A 19,531-nucleotide genomic window follows, 5' to 3' on the forward strand; every position below is an offset into this window, starting at 1 on the left:
TGCCGGCCGGACACGCCCAAACAACCCCCAGGCGTCGGCCTTTCAGATGAGGAGATAGGGATCATGTATGATGTCATAGTTCTTGGTGGTGGACCCGGAGGGTACGCGGCTGCCATTCGTGCGGCCCAGTTGAAGGGAAAGGTCGTCCTGGTGGAAGAGGCTGCCATGGGCGGAACCTGTGTGTTGCGCGGCTGCATTCCGAGCAAGATATGGCTCAGGGCCGCATCGTTGCTTGAGCAGGCGAAGAAGGCCGGTGATTTCGGGCTGAACCTGGAAATCGGCAGCTTTGACTGCAAGGCAGTGGTCGCCCGCAAGGAAGGTGTTTCCAACGAAATCGCCATGGGCATGTCCGCACTTTTAGCCAACAACGCCATCGAGGTGGTGATGGGCAGGGGCGTGGTAGAGTCCGCCCACAGGGTAGTGGTGAACGGCAAGGTCCTCGAGGGCAAAAACATCATCATCGCTACCGGAAGCCGCCTTGCGCCCTGCACTGTGCCTGGCGCGGAAGCCCTTGTCATGACCTCGGACGAGCTCCTTGGAGCCACAGAGCTTCCAAAGTCCGTCCTTGTGACCGATCCTGGCCCCATAGGCGTGGAATGCGCCATGCTCCTCGGCATGCTTGGCTGCGAGGTCACGTACGCCCTGCCAGGGGCGCGCATCCTGCCCGAAGAGGATCAGGACAGCGCCCAGCGCCTGGCAGCAGCCTTGCGCGAGCGCGGCGTGAAGATCATGGCCCGCTGCAAGCTTGAGCGCGTGGAAAACGGGGAATGCGTGCTTTGCGGCAAGAAGAAGGAAGAGCGCGTCACAGTCGAGAAGGTGCTCTGGTCCTTGCGCGAGCCCGTCTCCACGGGCTTCGGCCTTGAGGATCTGGGCGTTTCCCTCAACGAGGATGGCGGCATACAGGTTGACGCGCACTGCCGGACCAATGTTTCCGGCATCTACGCCATAGGCGACTGCACTGGCGGCTGGATGCTCAGCCACGTGGCCTCGGCCATGGCCATCTGCGCTGCCGAAAACGCCATGGGCACGCCTTCGACCTACAAGTCGGAGCTTGTTTCCCGCGCCATCTGGGGCATTGTGCAGATGGGCAGCGTGGGCCTTTCCGAAGAGCAGGCCGAACGTCAGGGCCGCGAGGTGGAAGTGGGCTCCTTCCCCTATGCCATCAACGGCTACGCCATGCTGCGCGGCGAGGTGGACGGAGCCGTCAAGGTCGTGGCGGACGCAAAGACCGGCGAAATCCTCGGCGTGCACATTGTGGGCAGTCAGGCCTCGGAGCTTGTGGGCGAGGCTGTCCTTGCCATGCAGCTCGAGTGCACAGTGCATGAGTTCGCCAAGGGCTTCAGAGTCCATCCTGCCTTCTGCGAGACCGTGGTGGACGCCTTCCGCGACGCGGAAAGCTGGGCCTTGTATCTGCCAAGACGCGGCTAGAAAAGAACCTCCTTGGAACCTCCATACCTCCATGTGAATGTGCGCGCCTGCCGTGTCTGGCAGGCGCGCGACAGATATTCCCTGCAAGGAGAAGGCCATGACTGCCCAGGGACACGAACCACGAGCGAGCCAGGCTCGGACAGACGCATATCCTCTCCAGATTCTGGAGCTCGGGCGCATCTCCTACGCCAATGCCTGGCAGTTTCAGAAGCTGCGCCACGACTCTGTGCTGGAAGGCATTGTGCCGGATACGCTTTTGCTTCTTGAGCACGATCCCGTGATCACCATGGGCCGTGGGGGCTTGCCCGAACACATCTATGTGACCGGGGAAATCCTGGCAAAAAAGGGCATAGAGCTCTTCTGGGTTGAACGCGGCGGCATGGCCACCTACCACGGGCCTGGCCAGCTTGTGGCCTATCCCATACTGCATCTGCGCGACAGGGATCTGCACGCCTACATGGAGCGCCTTTTGGACGTGCTCGAAGCAACGGTAGAGCATTTTGGCGTCAAGGCAGAACGCTCCGTGCACGGGCCTGGTCTTTGGGTGAACGGGGCAAAGGTGGCAAGCATTGGCATGGCTGTGCGCAAGTGGGTGAGCTACCATGGTATTGCCCTCAACGTCTCTCTCGACCTTTCCCCCTTTTCCCTCATCTCTCCTTGCGGAAATCCCACCGAGCGCATGACCTCACTGGAAAGGGAATGCGGCAAAAAGATTGATCTTTCTGACGTGCAGAAGGTCTTTGTGGACAATTTTTTGCGCGTCTTTGGCTATTACCAAAAGCCCGATGTGGGCGAGGGACACCCGTCCTGGCTTGTGCGGCACCTGCCTTCCGAGAAGGAGGTGCGCCCTGTGGAGCATCTTGTGAGCGGTCTTGGCCTGCACACGGTTTGCCAGGAGGCACATTGCCCGAACAGGCACGAATGCTTTGCCAGGGGAACCTCCACCTTTTTGGTTATGGGCGACATCTGCACTCGCGCCTGTCGCTACTGCGCAGTGACAAAGGGGCACCCAAAGCCCCTGGATCCCGAGGAGCCCTCAAGGGTGGCCGAGGCTGTGGCGCGCCTTGGGCTCTCCACAGCAGTCATTACCTCGGTGACCAGGGACGATGTGCCGGACGGCGGCGCCGGGCACTTTGCGGCCATTGTGCGGGCCATACGGGAAAAGTCCCCCCAAACGCACATCGAGCTTCTGGTTCCGGATTTTCAGGGCAAGCAGGAGAGCATAGAGCGCGTGTGTGCAGCAAGCCCCGACATGTTCAACCACAATATAGAGGCAGTGCGCAGGATCTTCGCGCAAGTGCGCCCGCGTGCGGACTACGACCTCTCGCTTCGTGTCCTGCAAAAGGCAGCGAGCCTTGGCCTGCGCGTCAAATCGGGCCTCATGCTTGGCCTTGGCGAGACCTGGGAGGAGATAGCAGGAACCCTGCGCGACCTCTACGATCACGGCTGCCGCTATCTGACTCTTGGGCAGTACCTTGCTCCCTCAAGCCACCATGTGCCCATGCGCCGCTACCTTGCTCCGGACGAATTCGTTCACTGGAAAAATGTGGCCATGGACATGGGCTTTTTGGACGTTGCTTCCGGTCCCCTTGTGCGCAGCTCCTACAGGGCCTCGGCTATGCTTGAAAGGGCCCTGTGACACGCTTTCGAGAGTTCACAAAACTACGCAAAACCAGGGAGGGACAGTCCGGCTAATGGTGTCACCATATGCCACAGGCTGTCGAAATCATATGAGAAAGCAGAGAAATCCCGTCTTCGGCAAGGCCACTGTGACAGCCATGACCGCCCTTTGTCTGGTCGTTCTGTTTTTTTCCTGCACGGCTTATGCAGGAACGTCCTGGATTATGGACGATGCGGGCTTTGCAAAATCCGCGCATGCGGATCTTGGCTGCGCCTCCTGTCACGAGGACATAGACCCTGCCGAACACCCTGCCATGGACGGGGTGTTCAAGGAGCAAAGCTCGGCCTACAGGCTTGAAGCCTGTCTTTCCTGTCATCCGGACGTGGAAGAGGAAAAGGCCGAGGGATTGCACGCCGGAAAGCCCATCCCCAAGGGTGCGGATATGGCAAATTGCGTTTCCTGCCACAATCCCCACCTTGTGGGCAGCACAAAGGCCGACAGGGAAGCAGCAGAGCTTTCCGAAGAGAGCAGGGCCTGTCTTTCCTGCCACGCAAAAAGCGCTGTGGAAGAAAAGACAAGACCTGTCCTGTGTATTTCGTGCCATGACACAGGAAGCATTGCCACCCACAAGAGCGTTTCCTGTCTCTCCTGCCACGTGGGAGCAGCCGCCTACCCGCACAGCATGGAAAAGGTAAACTGCCTCTCCTGCCATGTGCGCCACACGGAAAGCGAGATACACGATGCCCACACAAGGGTCGAGTGCGCGAGCTGCCACTCGGCAGGTGTGAGCCCTGTGGCTTCCAGGGGTGTTGTGGGCTTTGCCGTCACCGATTCCGAGCTTGTGCACAAGTTTGATCTGCCCGCGGGAACAGCGTCCTGCGCCCGCTGCCACACAGAGGCAGTCCCGGCAGGCGGAAAGACCATAGCCGCGGACAGCATCCTGCCACCGAAGGGTGCCCTGTGTGCTGCCTGCCACGCAGCCACCCTGACTTTGCCCGACACCCCCTCGCGGATTGGTTTTGGCGTCCTTGTCGCGGGCTTTGCGGGTCTTCTGATCCTCTGGTGCTCTTCTGCGGGCCTTGGCGGTAGGCGCTCGCAAAGTACTGAGGCTGCTTCCATCCACGCGCCCGCGGGACACGCAGGGCACGGGCCCAGAGGCGCAAGGCTTTTTGCCTCTGTCCTTTGTGACATCTTCCTGCAGGCCAGGCTCTGGCGCGAGTCGAAGGTTCGCTGGCTCATCCATGCCCTCATCTTCTTCCCCTTTGTCATACGCGCATGCCTTGGTCTTGCCGCAAGCCTGGGAGCCTGGCTTGCTCCCAAGTCCGCCTGGCCCTGGGATCTTCTTGCCAAGGATTGGCCTGCCACAGCCCTTGTGAACGATGTGTGCGGCGTGCTGCTTCTCGTTGGCCTTGCCCTTGCCATTGCACGGCACTGTCTTGAAAAGCCCGCGCATTCCGGCATCGCCAACATGCCGAAGAGTGACCTTTTTGTGCTCATCCTGCTCTTCGTGCTCACTGTAAGCGGCTTTGTCCTGGAAGGAGCACGCATTGCCCTCGACACCCTGGCCCTGGGTGCCACGGACACAGGCCTTGCCTTTGCAGGAGCGATTTTCGCAGAGCTCTTCCTGCCCCTTGGCGCGGACGGCATAGCCGGGATCTACGGAACCCTCTGGTACATCCACGCCATTGCCACTGCAGCGACAGTCGCCTGCATACCCTTTACCCGCCTGCGCCACATCTTCACTGCTCCCCTGGTTATCATCGTCCAGGCCCTGCGCAGACACTAGGTTCACTTTTCCGGCAGGCCGTCTGGTCCTGCCGGACCCCTGACCCACAATCATAATCTCAAGGAGAGATAGTGCCATGGAAATCCTCGGCTACAACATGCCCGAAGACCTGTATTACGACGAACACCACTTCTGGTTCCGCAAGGAAGGCGACGAACTTGTGGTTGGCATGAACGATTTTGCCATCAAGCTGGCAGGTCAGATCGTCTTTGTACAGCTGCCCTACGAGGGCAAGGCCGTGAGTGCCGGCAAGAAGTTTGCCAAGGTCGAGTCCGGCAAATGGCTCGGCACAGTGTACAGCCCTGTTGACGGCGAGATAAGCGCTGTCAACGAGGACCTGGAAGAGGATCCCGAACTCATCAACAGGGACTGCTACGGTCAGGGTTGGATGTACCGCATAAAGGCCGACGACATGTCGCCCCTGGAGGGCCTCAAGCACGGCGGCCGCGAGGTGCTGGAACCCTGGCTGCAGGAGGACATAGCCAAGTTTGCAAAGGATTAGCCTATGCGTGCATCAGCCTTCAGTTTCTCTCAGCGTCTGGCCCTGGATGCCTGCACGCACTGCGGCCAGTGCCTGAACGTCTGTCCCGCAGTGGCCGCGGCAGGGGACGCCGAACTCTCCGCCCAGGTACGCCTGGCCCGCCTGAAGGGCCTTTTGCGGGATCGCAACGCCTTTTTCCAGAATCTCATGGAGTCCTTCGGCATTGTGCCCGGGCACAATACCCCCTCGCTCCAGGAGTACGGAACGTCGGTCTTTCGCTGCTCGCTTTGCGGAGACTGCCAGGAAATCTGCCCCCTGGGCCTGCCCCTGAAGGATCTGTGGCTTGATGTCCGCAGGGAACTGGCCGCCAGCGGTCATGCCCCGGCAAAGACGAAGGCCATCAGGGCCAACCTCGAGGGCAGTCACAATGTCTTTGACGAGGACAACGACGAGCGGGCGGACTGGATCGACAACATGAGAAAGGCCCCGCGCAACCTTGTGCGCAAGAAGGCGGACATCGTCTACTTCACGGGTTGCGTGGGCGCCTACTTCCCCCTGGCCCAGAAGATCCCCATGGCGTTAGTGCAGATCCTGACAAGCGCAAAGGCGGACTTTACCATCATGGGCGCAGACGAGTGGTGCTGCGGCTTTCCCCTGCTTGGTTCTGGCCAGCCCGATGCCCTTGCCTCCATCATTGCCCACAACGTGGCCGAAGTGAAGCGCCGCGAAGCCTCGAAGGTCGTCTTCACCTGCCCCTCCTGCCTGCAGATCTGGAAGGAGGTCTATCCTCGCTACGCGGATCTCGAAGGCATTGAGCTTGTGCATGCAAGCGAGCTTGTGGCAGGCCTTGTTCGCGACAGAGCCGTAGAGTTTGCGGCAAAGTCCCCGGACGCGGAAGAGCTTGTCGTAACCTACCATGACCCCTGCGATCTGGGTCGGGGAAGCCGTGTCTTCGAGGAGCCCAGGGAAATACTGCGCGCTCTGCCCAATGTCAGGCTTGTGGAAATGGCCCATCACGGCAGGCACAGCCTCTGCTGCGGCGGTGGCGGCAACCTCGAGATGATCGATCCTGCCCTTTCCACTGCCATGGCAAGGCGCAAGGTCGAGGAGGCACAGGCCACCGGAGCCTCGACCATCGTGACTACCTGCCAGCAGTGCGTGCGCACCATGACAACCTACGTGCGCCGCAACAAGCTTTCCCTGGAAGTTCTTGATCTCACACAGCTTGTGGCAAAATGCCTGGCAAAGGCCACAGGCTAGGTTCTGCGCTCCCGGGCAAGGCCTTTGACCCTTGCCCGGGAGCCTTGTGCACGATTTTGGAGGCTCACATGAGGACAAGATGGCGCCTTTTGGACCTGCCGCCCATGAGCGCGGCCGAAAACATGGCCCTGGACGAGGTGCTTGTCGAGCTGCGAGGCAGGGGACATGGCACCAATACCCTGCGCTTTTTGCGCTTTCGCCCGGCAACGGTCCTTTTGGGCTTTCATCAGTCCGTGCAGGAGGAAGTGCGGGAAAGCTACTGTGCATCCCACGGCATAGACATAAACAGGCGCATCACTGGCGGGGGCGGGCTTCTTTTCGACGAGAGCCAGCTTGGCTGGGAAATCATCTGCGACAAGGCCTTTTTCGGCGTGACAGTGCCCAATACGGAGCTTTTCAAGGTCTTGTGCAAGCCCACCATAGCTGCCCTGAAAACCCTTGGCGTTGAGGCAAACTTTCGCCCTCGCAACGACATCGAGGTGAACGGCAGAAAGATCTCCGGCACTGGCGGCACGGATTCGGACGCGGCCTTCCTCTTCCAGGGGACACTGCTCATGGACTTTGACGTGGAGACCATGCTCAAATGCCTGCGCATTCCCGTGGAAAAGCTCAAGGACAAGGAAATAGCCTCGGTGCGCCAGCGCGTGACCTGTCTTGCCTGGGAGCTTGGAGCCCCTCCGGATTGCGAAAGGGTGAAGGCAGCCCTTGTGGAGGCCTTTGCCGAGGCTTTGGACGCGGACTTTGTGGCACAGGGTTTGACTGCAGAGGAAGAGGACCTTCTGGCAAAGAAGCTTCCCTACTTCCAGTCCAGGGAATGGATCGACATGGTGCGGCCAGCCCGCTCGCGCACAGAGGTTGTGCAGGCAGCAAAAAAGTCTCCCTACGGCCTTGTGCGCGTCACCCTGCAGGTAGACATGGTGCGCAATGTCGTAAAGGACATCTTCATCACAGGCGACTTTCTCTCCTTCCCCGGCCGTGCGCTCTACGATCTCGAAAGTGTCCTGCGCGGCAAGAAGCTTGTGCGCGAAGAGCTTGTGCGCCTTGTGGACAATTTTTTTGCCGAAGGAAACATCTGCATTCCGGACATGGGGCCAGGGGATATTGCCACCCCCCTGACCATGGCCCTTGCCAAGGTGGACATAGCAAGAGCAGGCATTCCCTTAGAGTTGTGCAATCGCATAAACACTACCTGCGCCTCCTTTGCCGAGGTGCTCGACCTTGGCATAGACGCCCTGCTTTTGCCCTATTGCGCGAAGGACCCTTCCTGCGATTTGCGCCACGAGGACTATTGTGTGGCTTGCGGCAAGTGTTCGGTGGGAGATGCCTGGAGCCTTGGAAATTCCCGAAATCTGCAGATGGTGTGCATCACCAATTTCGAGCATTTGCACGAAGAGCTTGTGCGCCTGAAGGCCCGCGGCTGCAGGGCCTTTGTGGGCTGCTGCTGCCAGCAGTTCTTTGTGAAGCACGCGGAGGATTTTGCTGCCATTGGTCTTCCGGGCATCCTGGTGGATATCGAGGACACCACCTGCTACGAGCTTGGCGAGGAAAACGCTGCCTACAAGGGGCGCTTTGCCAGACAGACCAGCGTGAACATGGAGCTTTTGTCCGCCATATTCGAAGCCGCGGACAGGGCAGGGGGAGGAAGATCATGAAAAAGGCAAGACGCTGCAGTATCCTTGTCTGCGGAGCCGGCCCTGCCGGCTCCTCGGCAGCCCTTGCCGCAGCCAGGGCTGGAGCCGGAGTCCTTGTGCTGGAAAGGCGGCGCCTTGTGGGTGTGCCGGTGCGCTGTGCGGAGTACATCCCGGCCCCCCTTGCCGGAAGCGTGCCCGGAGGAAAGGGCTACATTGTCCAGAAGACCACATCCATGCGTGCCTTTTTGCATGGCGAGTGCATCCAGAACATTGCTGCTCCGGGCTGCGTCATCCGTCGTGATCTCTTTGATCAGGCTCTTGCCAGGGCTGCTCAGGAAGCAGGTGCCCGTGTTTTGACAGGGCAAAACCTCCTTGGCCTTGAGGACGCGGAAGGCGGAAGAATCCTTGTGCACGCCGAGGCCGCGGACGGCACGAAATGGGACATTCTAGCAGACATTGTCATAGGCGCGGACGGTCCGAAGTCCAGGGTTGGCGCCCATGTGAACGGTACAAACTGGCAGATGATTCCGGCCCTGCAGGTGACACTGCCTCTTGTCACACCCCTGGATCACACGCGCGTCTACTTCGACGAGAGGCTTTGTGCAGGCTACGCCTGGCTCTTTCCCAAGGGCGATGTCGCAAACGTGGGTCTTGGTGCTGTCCCGAACGCCGACAGAGGTACGCTTGCGAAGGATCTCAAGGCCTTTGTGGAAGCCATGATCAGGGAGGAACTTGTCACAAAGGGCGGGCGCCCTACCTGTACGGGCGGTTGGATTCCCGTTCAGGAGCGCCCATGCGTGCGGGGAAACATCCTTTTGGCAGGGGACGCTGCCGGGCACACGCATCCCATTACCGGGGCAGGCATAGCCCAGGCAGTGCAGGCAGGGGAAATGGCTGGCCGCTGGGCAGCCAGGGCTCTTGGAGAAGGCAATATGGGGCTTGTGAACAGCTACGCAGAGGAGTGGCAAGACTACTATGGCGCTGTCCTCTCCCACGCGCGCAAGCGCCGCCTTGCCTGGGAAGCCCACAGGGGCTCCCTTGATGGTGCCATCCGTTCCTTCTGGATCGGCTACAGGGAATACTATGCGGCCTGAGCTTTCTTCGGATGTGTGCGCTATCCCGGACGGGCTTCTCGACCCCTGCCTGCGCCTTTCAAAAGAAGAGAGAGCGCGTCTGGCAGGCTTGCGGGAAGCCTCGTGGCAGCGCCACGGAAAGGTTCTTTCCTGCTATCTCCCAGGCATGTATGTGCGCGACGGGGTACGGGGAAAGTATCCGGCACTTTCGCTCACGGGAACACGCTGCGACCAGCACTGCGCCCACTGTGAGGGAAAGCTTCTGCTCTCCATGCCGGATGTCTCAACGCCGGAGCGTCTTTGGAAGCAGTGCCAGGCCCAAGCCTCCCGGGGAGCATTGGGCATCCTCCTGAGCGGAGGGTGCGACGGCCTTGGGCGGCTTCCCTGGGAAGAATTCCTGCCTGTTATTGCCCGCGTGCGAGAAGAGCTTGATCTCCATGTGAGCGTGCACTCGGGCCTAATCACAAAAGAAATTGCCAGGGGTCTTGCCTGCGCCGGTGTCGAGCAGGTGCTCCTTGACGTTATTGGCTCCCCCGCGACCTACAGGGAAGTGTACGGCCTTGAGAACGGGCCCATGGCTCTTTATGAAAGCCTTGAGGTCATAATCCAGGCTGGGTTGTCCCTTGTGCCGCACATCGTGGCAGGCCTTCATTTCGGGTGCCTTGTGGGCGAGTACGAGGCCCTGAGGATTGTAAAGGGCTTTATGCCGGAAGTTTTGGTAGTTGTCGTGCTCATGAATCTCAAGGGCACGCGCATGGCTCATGTCACTCCTCCGGGAGCGGGGGAGCTCAAGGACTTTTTTGCAAGGGCGCGGGAAGAGCTGCCAGACACAATATTAAGCCTTGGCTGCGCGAGATCCAGGCGAGATTCGACATCCCTGGAGCAGCTTGCTCTTTTGGCAGGCTTCAATCGCATGGCCCTTCCTTCGGACGAGACTCTGGAACTTGCGCGGGCAATGGGCGTGCGCTGTTCCTTTCAGGCAACATGCTGTTCTGTTGCGCCTACCTTGCGTGGGGGCTGGCAGCGCGAGCCCTTTTCGCCATTTGAGAGGTGAGTATGACTAGTTTGCCCCCTGTTTCGGAAACTGCCCGCAAGGGTCTGGAGAAGACCGCAAAATTGAACGATGCGGAAAGCCCTTCTGCAGTGCGCATGAGCCTTGCGGCAGCCATGACCCTGGATTTCGCTCCCGGGCGTTTCTACCGTGACGCCTGTCTCTACTGCATCAATCTGCTCTTGTCCTACAAGTCTGGCTGTGCAGGACGCTGCGCCTACTGCGGACTCTCCCCAAAGCGCGAGAGCGGAAAGAGCTTTATCCGTGTCAGCTGGCCAGCCTGCGCTCTGGAAGACGTCGTTTCCGCCATTGCGGAAAAAAGGCAAAGGGTAAAGCGCGTGTGTATCTCCATGCTCACCAACAGGCGCGCCCTGGCGGACACAGTGGCTATCACCCGCGCTGTGCGCGAGGCAGTGGACGTCCCTGTTTCGGTACTGGTTGCCCCTACCATTGTGGGCGTCAAAGACCTTCTGGCCTTCAGGGACGCTGGCGTGGACAAGATAGGTGTCGCCATCGATCTGGCTACGGAGGAGCTTTTCGACCGCTATCGCGGAAGCGGGGTGCGCGGCCCGCACAAGTGGCAGCGCTACTGGGACTGCCTTGGCGAAAGCCTGGAAATCTTCGGGCAGGGCATGGCAGGATCCCACTTCATGGTAGGCATGGGGGAGACTGAGCAGGAAATGGCAGGCGCCATGCAGCGCGTGCGCGACATGGGCGGCTTCACGCATCTTTTTTCCTTCTTTCCGGAAAGCGGTTCCCTTCTGGCTGAAAGACCTGCTCCGCCCCTGGATCAGTATCGCCGCATACAGCTTGCGCGCTGGATCATAGACAACGATTTGGGCAGGGCAGAAGCCTTCAAGTATTCGGCAAAAGGAAAGATCCTGGGATACGGAATTTCCGACGATGTGGTGAACGCCTGCCTTGAGAGTGGCGAGGCCTTCCGCACCAGCGGCTGCACTGGCCGCGACGGCGAAGTGGCCTGCAATAGGCCCTACGCCAACTGGCGGCCTGGGCCCGGCATTCGCAACTATCCCTTCGCTCCCAACGAGACGGATAGGCGGCATATCAGGCTGCAGCTTGGCCTTGAGAAGTTCGCACGCACATGAGAAACACCTTTGCAAAACACTGTACTGCTGCCGGAATGTCCTGCATTTCGGCAGCTTTTTTCTGCCCCGCGAGCAGGAAGGGCACATGAAAAAAGGCCCCCTGGGCGAACCATGGAGGCCTTTGTGGAGGGTTGATGTTTTAGGCGTTACGCTCTTTGAGACTCGCACATGTCATTGAGCTCGCCCTGCAGGACCATGACGATGGTGTAGCGGTTGATGATCTCGCGCGTGCACTGCAGAATGCTTAAGTAGAGCTCGCTGCTTCTCAGGGAGAGGTGTTCGCTGTCTATGAGGCGCAGAAGCTCAAGCTGGTAGTGGTTGATCTTCTGGATCTCCTCGTTGGCAAGGGCAGGCAGTTCCTTTCTGGCAGTCTCGCCACACACGGCAAGGCTGGAAAGGTGGTTGTGGAGACTGGAGACGATGTCCAGCATCTTCTCAAGGTTCTCGCGCAGCTCGCCTGTGTAGATGCGGTGCTGGTTGGCAAGATGGTTTTCCATCATGGCCATGACGCTGCGCAGATTGTGGCCTGCTTCCTTCATGTTGGTGAAGGCTCTGTAGTAGAAGTGGCGTGCGTCGTCGTCAAGGGCGTTGCCAGTGCCCTCCAAAGCCATGCGGTAGTAGAGGCCGCGCTCCCTGGATATGTCGTCAAAGAGGGCAGCGGCTTCACTTCTAGCCTTCTTCACCTGAGAGCCGTCCTCGTTGAGGAAGCTGGTGACGCCTTCGCGGTAGAGCTGCACGGTCTTGTCAAGGTTTGTGGCAACAGCCTCGCGGATGCTGGCACGGATTTCTTCCCTGGTCAGCTGGCTCTTCTTGAGCATGGCAAAGCTGTGATCTTCCTTTTCCTTGCTGAAGAAGTTGGAGCGAATGAGGCTCACGGTTGCGATGATCATGAGCAGGATGGCTGCCCATTCGCCGAAGTTGAAGATGATGAGGGCGATGACAAGGCAGGCTGTGAAGGCGGAGAAGGCAGTCAGGAACCATCCGCTGATGACCATGAGCACGCCGGAGATGCGGTAGACGGCACTTTCACGGTCCCAGGCGCCGTCAGCAAAGGAGGAGCCCATGGCGACCATGAAGGTCACGTAGGTGGTGGAGAGGGGGAGCTTCAGGGATGTTGCGGAGGCGATGAGGATGGCTGCCACGACGAGGTTCACGGAAGCGCGCACGTAGTCGAAGGGCAGGGCAATTTCGCCCTTGACGGGCTGAGGCTTCACCATGCGGCTGTCGATACCCTTGCGAATGGCTGCGGGCATGAACTGGTTGACCAGGGTGCCGAAGCGAAGAGCAGAGCGCACGATAACGCGGCCGGGCAGTGAGGAACCGAACTGTTCCTGCTCGCCCTGGGTGGAGCTGCTTAAGGAGATGGATGTCTGGACCACGCGGTGGGCCTTCTTGGAGAACCACAGGGTCAGGACCATGATGAGGCCGGAGAGAAGCAGGAAGATGGTGGGCGTCTGCACTGCCTGCTTCAGGGATTCCATGGTGAAGAGGTTTGCTGCAACACCGCTGGCAATGAAGCTGTTGTAGCTCTCGTAGGCTGCGAGGGGCACACCAACAAAGTTCACAAGGTCGTTGCCGGCGAAGGCAAAGGCCAGGGCGAAGGTACCGCTCAGGATGATGATGCGGAAGATGTTGGTGTTCTTGTATTTGATGAGCAGCTGGAAGAGGACTGTCAGGACAATGAAGGTGCTGATGAGGATGGGCCAGGTGTGGGCGTCGATGGTATCGATGTATTCCTTGCGCATGAAGGAGGTGCCCTTCAAGCCCTTCATGACCAGGAAGTAGAAGATGGAGGTCAGGGCGATGCCGCCGAAAATGCCGCCGATCTTCCTGTACACGCGGTCGAAATCGAAGGTGAAGATGAGGCGGCAGATGTATTGCACGACTGTGCCTGCCACAAAGGCCACCACAACGGACACGAGAATGCCGGAGATGATGGCGAGGGCTTTCTCGTTGTTGATGTAGCTGGCGATGGTCAAAAAGGAGTCGCCCTGCAGCCAGATCTTGTAGGCAGCTGCAGCCACTGCGCCACCGAGGAGTTCGAAGACGATGGACACTGTGGTTGAGGTGGGCAGGCCAAAGGAGTTGAAGATATCAAGCAGCAAAACGTCCGTGACCATGACAGCAAAGAAGATGACTATGATTTCGCTGAAGGTGAACATCTGCGGATTGAATACACCGCTGCGGGCGATTTCCATCATGCCGCTGGAAAAGGTTGCGCCGATGAGGACACCGAGGCTTGCCACGATCATGATCGTCTTGAAGGAGGCGATGCGTGAGCCGATGGCGGAGTTCAAGAAGTTCACGGCGTCGTTGCTGACACCCACGAAAAGGTCGAAGGCAGCCAGCAGGGCCAAAAATGCCAAAATGAGAATAAAGTAGCTTTCCATACATCCTCCCGGAAAAAGGGAGTCTCTGTGTAGAGCGGAAAAATGCACTTTGTTGGGCAGTTTTGTGAAGAATGCGTGACAAAGGTTGACCCTGCGAAAGGGAAAAGTGGCACAAGATGAGCCAGAAAGACAGGAGCAGGGTCGACATCCCTATTTCCGGAACAGGCACGAAAAAAGGTCCGGAAAGGCAGAAAATCTGCCTTCCCGGACCTTTCCGCGCACGTTGTGTGAGGCCGTCAGTTGCGATATGGGAAGCTATATCATCGGCAAGTCGTCATCTGTATTGTTGGCGAAAAGCAGCAGGGCGCCAATTCCGAGAGCAATCATGGCAAGATGCATACGGTTCTCCTTATGACAGCAGGGGAGGCGAGAGGGACAGCCGTCTCTCGGCGCCGAGAGTTTTTTTTTCACGATTTCCAGAGTCGCAGCAGCAATCGCCAGGAGGATTTCGCTGCTTTCACCGGCTTTGAATGCTTTCGCCAACAAGGCGTCAGCACCTCACACTCTGTTCTTCGGCGCTACTTTGAGCTTTTTCATTCTCCAAAGGGAGAGGGGGAAATGCCCTTGTCACCGCAATGCCACATGGTTGCAAAATGTCCTCAATCTTGCCGGGTAACTTGACTGCCAGTAATGGCATCTCTAAATTCCAGATGAAGATTTGCCAGTGCCAGCCTCTCGCCAGAACTCTGGCTCCATCTGGAAATTCCCGCTCAAGGAGAAAATCATGCAGCCAAACGCGGAGTACGAGATACGCAACCTCAAGACCGATGATTTGGATCAGTACAATTCACTTTTGCGCTACGCCTTTCAGATCACGGAACAGGAACTCTCAACCTGTGGCTGGCGCAACGACGAGATCAAACAGTCCAAGTTCCCCATTCTGGAGCGCGCAGACGTTCTGGGCTGTTTTGATCACGAGACCCTTGTCTCCCAGGTGGCTGTCTATCCCCTGAAAATGAATGTCTACGGTGCGGTCTACCCGATAGGCTTTGTCACCAGTGTCTGTACCTATCCGGAATACAGCGGCCAGGGCATCATGAAGAAGCTCATGCGCCAGAGTCTCGGTCACATGCGTCAAAGGCAGCAGGCTCTTGCACTCCTCTTCCCCTATTCCATCCCTCTCTACCGCAAGATGGGCTGGGAAATCATCTCCAACAAGATCACCTATTCCGTGAAGGACCGCCAAATCCCCACCAGGGCAAGCGCTCCCGGCTATGTCCGCAGGGTGAGCTGGGAAAACGAGGATTTCAGGAACCTTCACACTCAGTTTGCTGCGGCCACCCATGGTTGTCTCTTCCGCAACGCCCTGGCCTGGGAAGAGTACTGGAGATGGGACGAGGACGACACTGTTGTTGCCATGTACAGGGATGCGATCGGCAAGCCCAGCGGCTACATGGTATATCTCATCAAGGACGACATCATGCACATCAAGGAGATGATCTCCCTGACGCAAGAGGCCCACGAGGGATTGTGGGAATACATACGTGCGCACGATTCCATGATCGACGAGGTGCGCGGCAGCTCCTATTCCAGCGAGCCCATAGCCTTTGAACTGGAGGACGGGGACATACGCGAAACCATACGTCCCTATATCATGGGCCGCATCGTGGACGTGGAGCACTTTTTCTCGAAGTACCACTGCGATCCCACCGAAGAAGACACGACCATAGCCTTCGAGGTTGAGGACAGCTTTCTGCCCTGGAACAACAAGACCTTCACTGTGCATTTCCATGAGGGCAAATGCAGACTCACGGACAGACAGACGCATCACAGGGTGAGGCTCTCCATCGCAACGCTCACCACCCTGCTTCTTGGTTACAAGACCGCGGCAAAGCTCGCCTCTCTGCAGCGCATCACGGCCAGCAGGGAATCTATCACCATGTTGGACAATATCCTCTTGCACGAGATTCCGTACATTTCCGACTACATTTAACCTTGCTGCCCCCGCAGGGGCAAAAAGCCCCGACAAGCCAACGCTTGCCGGGGCTTTGCAAACTGTACAGGGAATTTGGGCTAGAACTGCCAGGTCAGATTGAGGCCTAGGTTCATGGCCGTGTAGCCCACGCGGAAAAATTCTCCGCCGATTTCCAGCTGCGCTGAAAAGTCCGATACTGTTGCCAGGGTGAGACCTGCCTGCACAAGCAGGCTGTCACGCCCTGGCAAATTCGAATCCGAGGAAAAATCGTGGGCCCCATAGTCCCTGAAGGAGGCCGTGGTAGAGAAGTTGCTGTCGAGAAGCTCGTGGCGCCAGGCAGCCAGCACATCAAGCCCCAGGGTGGTGCCGTTGGCAAGATCCGTCTGCCAGCCAGCGTGGACGCCCAGATTCATGAGCAGGGAGTCGTAGAGAGTGTCATCTACGTCCAGGCGGGCAGCGCCGCCCTCATTTTCCTCCAGGGAGGGACGGTGCAGGAAGGCATACTCGAAGAAGGCCAGGGGCCCCATGGTGACAAAGCCTGCCTCGGTGTCGAGGTGGGCATCCCAGCCAAGGCCTGCCTGCAGGGAGCCTGCCACACCGGACCATCGGCTCTTGGACTGCCTGTTATAGCCGTTGATGTGGATGTCGCGATCCATCTCACCGCTCTCGATGCCAATGCGGCCCTGCCCCGTGAGGTAGAAGCCGTTCCAGGAGTCCGGGGCAAGGAGGGCCTGCAGGCCCACGAAGGCGGACTTTGTGTCGGCCTGGGCCTCTTCGCTGTCCTGCACATGGGTGCGCCGTGCGGCCAGGGCCACGTGGAAGCCCAGATCCAGACTGGAGTCAAGGTGGCGGTCTGCGCCGACAAGCAGGCCCACGCCTGTGCTCTTCCAGGACGAGCGGCCGTTATGGCTGCCCTGGAAGGAGCCTGCGCCGTAGGGGGTGGCCCAGAACTGCCAGGTTCCGGCCTCTCTTGTCTTGTCCAGTTCCGCATCCCTGATGCCTGCAGGAGCAGCCGTGCCCTCCTGAAGGGTCTGGGCAGCCTTGGCCCTGTGGGTCATGGTGGCCATCAGGCGGCGCAGGATGAGCAGATTGAACTCGTTTTGCTGGGCAAGAGATGCCCTGGCCACTGCATCATAGGCGCCGGGACCAAGCTGCTTCAAACCATCGGCTATGCCGCTGCCGTCAGGAGCAGACCAGTCCAGGGCCGCCAGAAGGTCTTGCATGTCGCCCCGGGCCTTGCCGGCAATGACGTCCAGGGCACGGCCCGTGGCATGGGCGCCTGAGCTCTGGGCATACTGGCTGTAGGCATTGCTGTCCCTGCTGGCCGTGACCGTGGGCATGGAGCCCTCAGCAGTATATGAGTTGCCCTTCATGTCAAAGGACAGGGTGGGCGAGCCGATATCCGAGGCAAGCATGACCTCCATGTCGACCTCAGGAGTGCCTGTTTCTGTGACGACAGGATCCTCCAGTTCAATGACGCCACCGGAGGCGTAGAAATCGCGCAGGGGGCGCAGGACGAGGGTACCACAAAGCTTTGCAGACCCGGCCTGTATGGAGTTGACCTGACCGTTGCCATCAAAGCCCGTCTCCAGGGTGGCCTCCCTATCATTGACGAACTTGTCCGCCACGATGACCTGATACTCGCTCACATCGCTGCCGGTCAGAGCCAGGGTGCCATAATTTGCCAGAGAGTGGACATCAATTCTTCCCGAGAGGCTGAGCCGGCCTGCCACATGGGTCATGTCAATGGAGTCGCCACAGATATCTCCGGCATAGTCCAGGGAGAAGTTCTCGTCTCCTTCCCAGGTTGTGTTTTCCTCCTCGTCTCTTGCCCATGTTGTGTTTCCGTCCTCGTCTCCCTTCTCGATGGGTGTGCCGTCTTCACTGCTGGCTCTGCCAAAGGTGAGTGTGGAGTAGTGCCTGTTTTGATGCTCTGCAGCAAGTTTTTTGTTTTGGGGATCCCAGAAGGACACAATGTCCCCTTCCAGCTCGGCGCCGGAGAGGATGTTGATTTCCTCCACAAAGGCATTTTCGGCAATATAGATGGCAGCTGCGCTGCCCTTAAGGCTTCCCGAGACATTGAAGGCCTTGACCAGGGCCCCGTCAATCTTGGAGAGGATATCTTCTTGAAGTTCATTCTGGACAGTCCACATCCACGAGCCACGGTACTCTGTGTCGTTGCCGAGTATGTTGTCGCCAAAATCAAAACGTGCGGCTATGCCGCCCTCGCCAAGGGCCGTGGCTTCGCCCATGAGATTGATGGTATGCTCCTTGCCGTAGGAGACAAGCAGGGCCGATCCGCCTGCGCCGTCCGCCTGAATGCGTGTGCCTTCGGCAACGGCGAGCTTGTTGCCCACGCCTTCCACACGTATGCCCACGGCCTCTTCGCCAATGGTGAGCAGGTCGGCAACTTGGGTGACGTCATTGTAGCTTCCGTAGATGTGCAGGCCTATGCCCAGCGGGGTCTCATTGGGCGTGCCCTCGACCCATTCGCCGTTTTCCCTGGCGAAGTAGCCATGATCATTGTCGACGGAGTTGTACGCAATGGTACCGTCCTCATCTACTGAACCGCTGGCATAGATGGAATGCCCGAAGAGCTGCTTTCTGTCGAACTTGAGGCCCAGATCCTGCAGGGCCGCCAGCTCGGCTTCCATGAAGGTGGTCCAGTTGCGCCAGTTCTGATGGCTCATGAGGCCGTTTTGCAGCTCGATGTGCGAGAGTTCAGGTCCACCATTCTCGGAACCATTCACGGGCAGGCCGGGGACAGTTCCCTCGTAGCCTTCTTCTGAAAGGCCACTTTCCGGAAAGGAGAGCATTGTGCCTTCACCAAGGACTTCCTGGACATTTGTTCCAGTGAAGTAGGCGCCTGAATAGATGTCGTCATTGGCCAGGACAAACTTTCCAGAGTCTTCTTCTCCATTCAAGGAAATTTCCATGCCGGGCTTTGCCTGTGTGTTGTACATGTCGTGGAGTCCCGCGCTCCAGAGGCCAAAGTAGTCTTCATAAAAAAAGAAAGAACCGCTTTCGGCCTGGAAGGTCTGCGTCAAGATGCCCAGAGCGTGGGACAGTTCGTGCACAATGGTTGCGGTCAGATGGAAGTTGTTTTCATTCTCGGGCAGGGCCGTGAGCGACCCGTAATACCAGTCAAACTCGCCAATTTTTATGGCTGCAGTCAAGAACGTGTCGGGGGTCACTCCTTCCAGACCTCCCTCTTCGGTTGTTGCCAGGAAGTGTTGCAGGCGTGCTTCGTAGTCTTCCAGAGTGAGGGCCGCTGCAAGAAATGTCAGACCCTCGAATCCCTCGACGGGCACGCTTATCGCCCCGGCACTTTCATCAAAATTATGGAAAAGGAGGATGGATACGGGTTTTCTGTTGACCGCCTGCGGAGCCAGTACCCGCACCCAGTAGTCAAGGCCTGCGCGGAGACAGGAGAGGGCGCTTTCGTCTATTTCGCCGACAGCTTCAACTCCCCAGAACGGATTCGTTTCTCCATTTTCCAAGATATGCAGCTGGAAGAGACTGTCCTCCTCGGGAACAAGGATGTCGTAACTGGCCCGGGCCTGCGGACAGACGCCCAGCAGGCCAAGCATGAGGATAAGACTAAACAGATATTTCATACGCAAAAAAACTTGTTGCAGTACATGGTCATCGGAGAGCTCAGTGTGCAGGATTGAGGATGAGATTGACATCCTCCCCCGCCTAAAGGCGGAGGATTCCCAGCGGAAACAAGCTAGCTTGATCCCTGGGCGGGTTCCGCTTCAACGAGGCAAGGAGCCTCTCCACAGGCTG

At 58.6% G+C, this 19,531-nt stretch carries 13 protein-coding genes; 10 read left to right on the forward strand and 3 right to left on the reverse strand.

Going from position 1 to position 19,531, the window contains the following annotated elements:
• Positions 1–63: 63 nt before the first annotated feature.
• The 9 genes from lpdA (at position 64) to B5F76_RS07420 (ending at position 11,437) form a co-directional block, all read left to right on the forward strand.
• On the forward strand, positions 64–1,428 hold the full coding sequence (lpdA, locus tag B5F76_RS07380) for a dihydrolipoyl dehydrogenase (RefSeq protein WP_087352835.1): 1,365 nt from the start codon (positions 64–66) through the stop codon (positions 1,426–1,428).
• A 97-nt stretch (positions 1,429–1,525) separates the two neighbouring features.
• Positions 1,526–3,067: a lipoyl synthase gene (lipA, locus tag B5F76_RS15345; RefSeq protein WP_239406995.1), complete on the forward strand. Its 1,542-nt coding sequence runs from the start codon at positions 1,526–1,528 to the stop codon at positions 3,065–3,067.
• A gap of 91 nt (positions 3,068–3,158) precedes the next feature.
• Positions 3,159–4,835: a respiratory nitrate reductase subunit gamma gene (locus tag B5F76_RS07390; protein ID WP_087352840.1), complete on the forward strand. Its 1,677-nt coding sequence runs from the start codon at positions 3,159–3,161 to the stop codon at positions 4,833–4,835.
• Positions 4,836–4,911: 76 nt separating this feature from the next.
• On the forward strand, positions 4,912–5,337 hold the full coding sequence (gene gcvH / locus B5F76_RS07395; protein WP_087352841.1) for a glycine cleavage system protein GcvH: 426 nt from the start codon (positions 4,912–4,914) through the stop codon (positions 5,335–5,337).
• 3 nt (positions 5,338–5,340) lie between these two features.
• Positions 5,341–6,576 carry a (Fe-S)-binding protein gene (locus B5F76_RS07400; RefSeq protein ID WP_087352843.1) on the forward strand — a complete coding sequence of 412 codons (1,236 nt, stop codon included), beginning with the start codon at positions 5,341–5,343 and terminating at the stop codon, positions 6,574–6,576.
• Positions 6,577–6,644: 68 nt separating this feature from the next.
• Positions 6,645–8,228: a lipoyl protein ligase domain-containing protein gene (locus B5F76_RS07405; RefSeq protein ID WP_087352845.1), complete on the forward strand. Its 1,584-nt coding sequence runs from the start codon at positions 6,645–6,647 to the stop codon at positions 8,226–8,228.
• Complete coding sequence (locus B5F76_RS07410) at positions 8,225–9,301, forward strand: geranylgeranyl reductase family protein (RefSeq protein WP_087352847.1); 1,077 nt, start codon at positions 8,225–8,227, stop codon at positions 9,299–9,301. Before B5F76_RS07405 ends, B5F76_RS07410 begins: the two co-directional genes overlap by 4 nt.
• Positions 9,291–10,334 carry a hypothetical protein gene (locus tag B5F76_RS07415; RefSeq protein ID WP_087352849.1) on the forward strand — a complete coding sequence of 348 codons (1,044 nt, stop codon included), beginning with the start codon at positions 9,291–9,293 and terminating at the stop codon, positions 10,332–10,334. The genes B5F76_RS07410 and B5F76_RS07415 overlap by 11 nt, the downstream gene beginning before the upstream one ends.
• Positions 10,335–10,336: 2 nt before the next feature.
• Positions 10,337–11,437, forward strand: coding sequence for a radical SAM protein (locus B5F76_RS07420; protein WP_144268411.1), 1,101 nt, complete (start codon positions 10,337–10,339; stop codon positions 11,435–11,437).
• A 146-nt stretch (positions 11,438–11,583) separates the two neighbouring features.
• On the opposite strand, the gene B5F76_RS07425 is transcribed toward B5F76_RS07420, so the two are convergent.
• Both B5F76_RS07425 and B5F76_RS14475 read right to left on the reverse strand, forming a co-directional pair.
• The gene (locus B5F76_RS07425) at positions 11,584–13,827 is read right to left on the reverse strand and encodes an inorganic phosphate transporter (protein ID WP_087352851.1); all 2,244 of its coding nucleotides are present in this window, start codon (positions 13,825–13,827) and stop codon (positions 11,584–11,586) included.
• 255 nt (positions 13,828–14,082) lie between these two features.
• Positions 14,083–14,313, reverse strand: coding sequence for a hypothetical protein (locus tag B5F76_RS14475; RefSeq protein WP_144268412.1), 231 nt, complete (start codon positions 14,311–14,313; stop codon positions 14,083–14,085).
• Between the two features lie 238 nt (positions 14,314–14,551).
• Between B5F76_RS14475 and B5F76_RS07430 the strand changes: the two genes are divergently transcribed.
• The gene (locus B5F76_RS07430) at positions 14,552–15,760 is read left to right on the forward strand and encodes a GNAT family N-acetyltransferase (RefSeq protein WP_087352853.1); all 1,209 of its coding nucleotides are present in this window, start codon (positions 14,552–14,554) and stop codon (positions 15,758–15,760) included.
• Between the two features lie 80 nt (positions 15,761–15,840).
• On the opposite strand, the gene B5F76_RS07435 is transcribed toward B5F76_RS07430, so the two are convergent.
• Positions 15,841–19,359, reverse strand: coding sequence for an autotransporter outer membrane beta-barrel domain-containing protein (locus B5F76_RS07435; RefSeq protein WP_162608745.1), 3,519 nt, complete (start codon positions 19,357–19,359; stop codon positions 15,841–15,843).
• Positions 19,360–19,531 lie beyond the last annotated feature (172 nt).

This window comes from Desulfovibrio sp. An276 (assembly GCF_002159665.1).
GTDB classification, from domain to species: domain Bacteria; phylum Desulfobacterota; class Desulfovibrionia; order Desulfovibrionales; family Desulfovibrionaceae; genus Desulfovibrio; species Desulfovibrio faecigallinarum.

Bases quoted from the DNA above. Each gene is read 5' to 3' on its own strand.
- B5F76_RS07390 (WP_087352840.1), top strand. From the start codon at position 3,159: ATGAGAAAGCAGAGAAATCCCGTCTTCGGCAAGGCCACTGTGACAGCC.
- B5F76_RS07435 (WP_162608745.1), bottom strand. From the start codon at position 19,359: ATGAAATATCTGTTTAGTCTTATCCTCATGCTTGGCCTGCTGGGCGTC.
- gcvH (WP_087352841.1), top strand. From the start codon at position 4,912: ATGGAAATCCTCGGCTACAACATGCCCGAAGACCTGTATTACGACGAA.
- B5F76_RS07420 (WP_144268411.1), top strand. From the start codon at position 10,337: ATGACTAGTTTGCCCCCTGTTTCGGAAACTGCCCGCAAGGGTCTGGAG.
- B5F76_RS07415 (WP_087352849.1), top strand. From the start codon at position 9,291: ATGCGGCCTGAGCTTTCTTCGGATGTGTGCGCTATCCCGGACGGGCTT.
- B5F76_RS07425 (WP_087352851.1), bottom strand. From the start codon at position 13,827: ATGGAAAGCTACTTTATTCTCATTTTGGCATTTTTGGCCCTGCTGGCT.
- B5F76_RS07405 (WP_087352845.1), top strand. From the start codon at position 6,645: ATGAGGACAAGATGGCGCCTTTTGGACCTGCCGCCCATGAGCGCGGCC.
- lipA (WP_239406995.1), top strand. From the start codon at position 1,526: ATGACTGCCCAGGGACACGAACCACGAGCGAGCCAGGCTCGGACAGAC.
- B5F76_RS07400 (WP_087352843.1), top strand. From the start codon at position 5,341: ATGCGTGCATCAGCCTTCAGTTTCTCTCAGCGTCTGGCCCTGGATGCC.
- B5F76_RS07410 (WP_087352847.1), top strand. From the start codon at position 8,225: ATGAAAAAGGCAAGACGCTGCAGTATCCTTGTCTGCGGAGCCGGCCCT.
- B5F76_RS07430 (WP_087352853.1), top strand. From the start codon at position 14,552: ATGCAGCCAAACGCGGAGTACGAGATACGCAACCTCAAGACCGATGAT.
- lpdA (WP_087352835.1), top strand. From the start codon at position 64: ATGTATGATGTCATAGTTCTTGGTGGTGGACCCGGAGGGTACGCGGCT.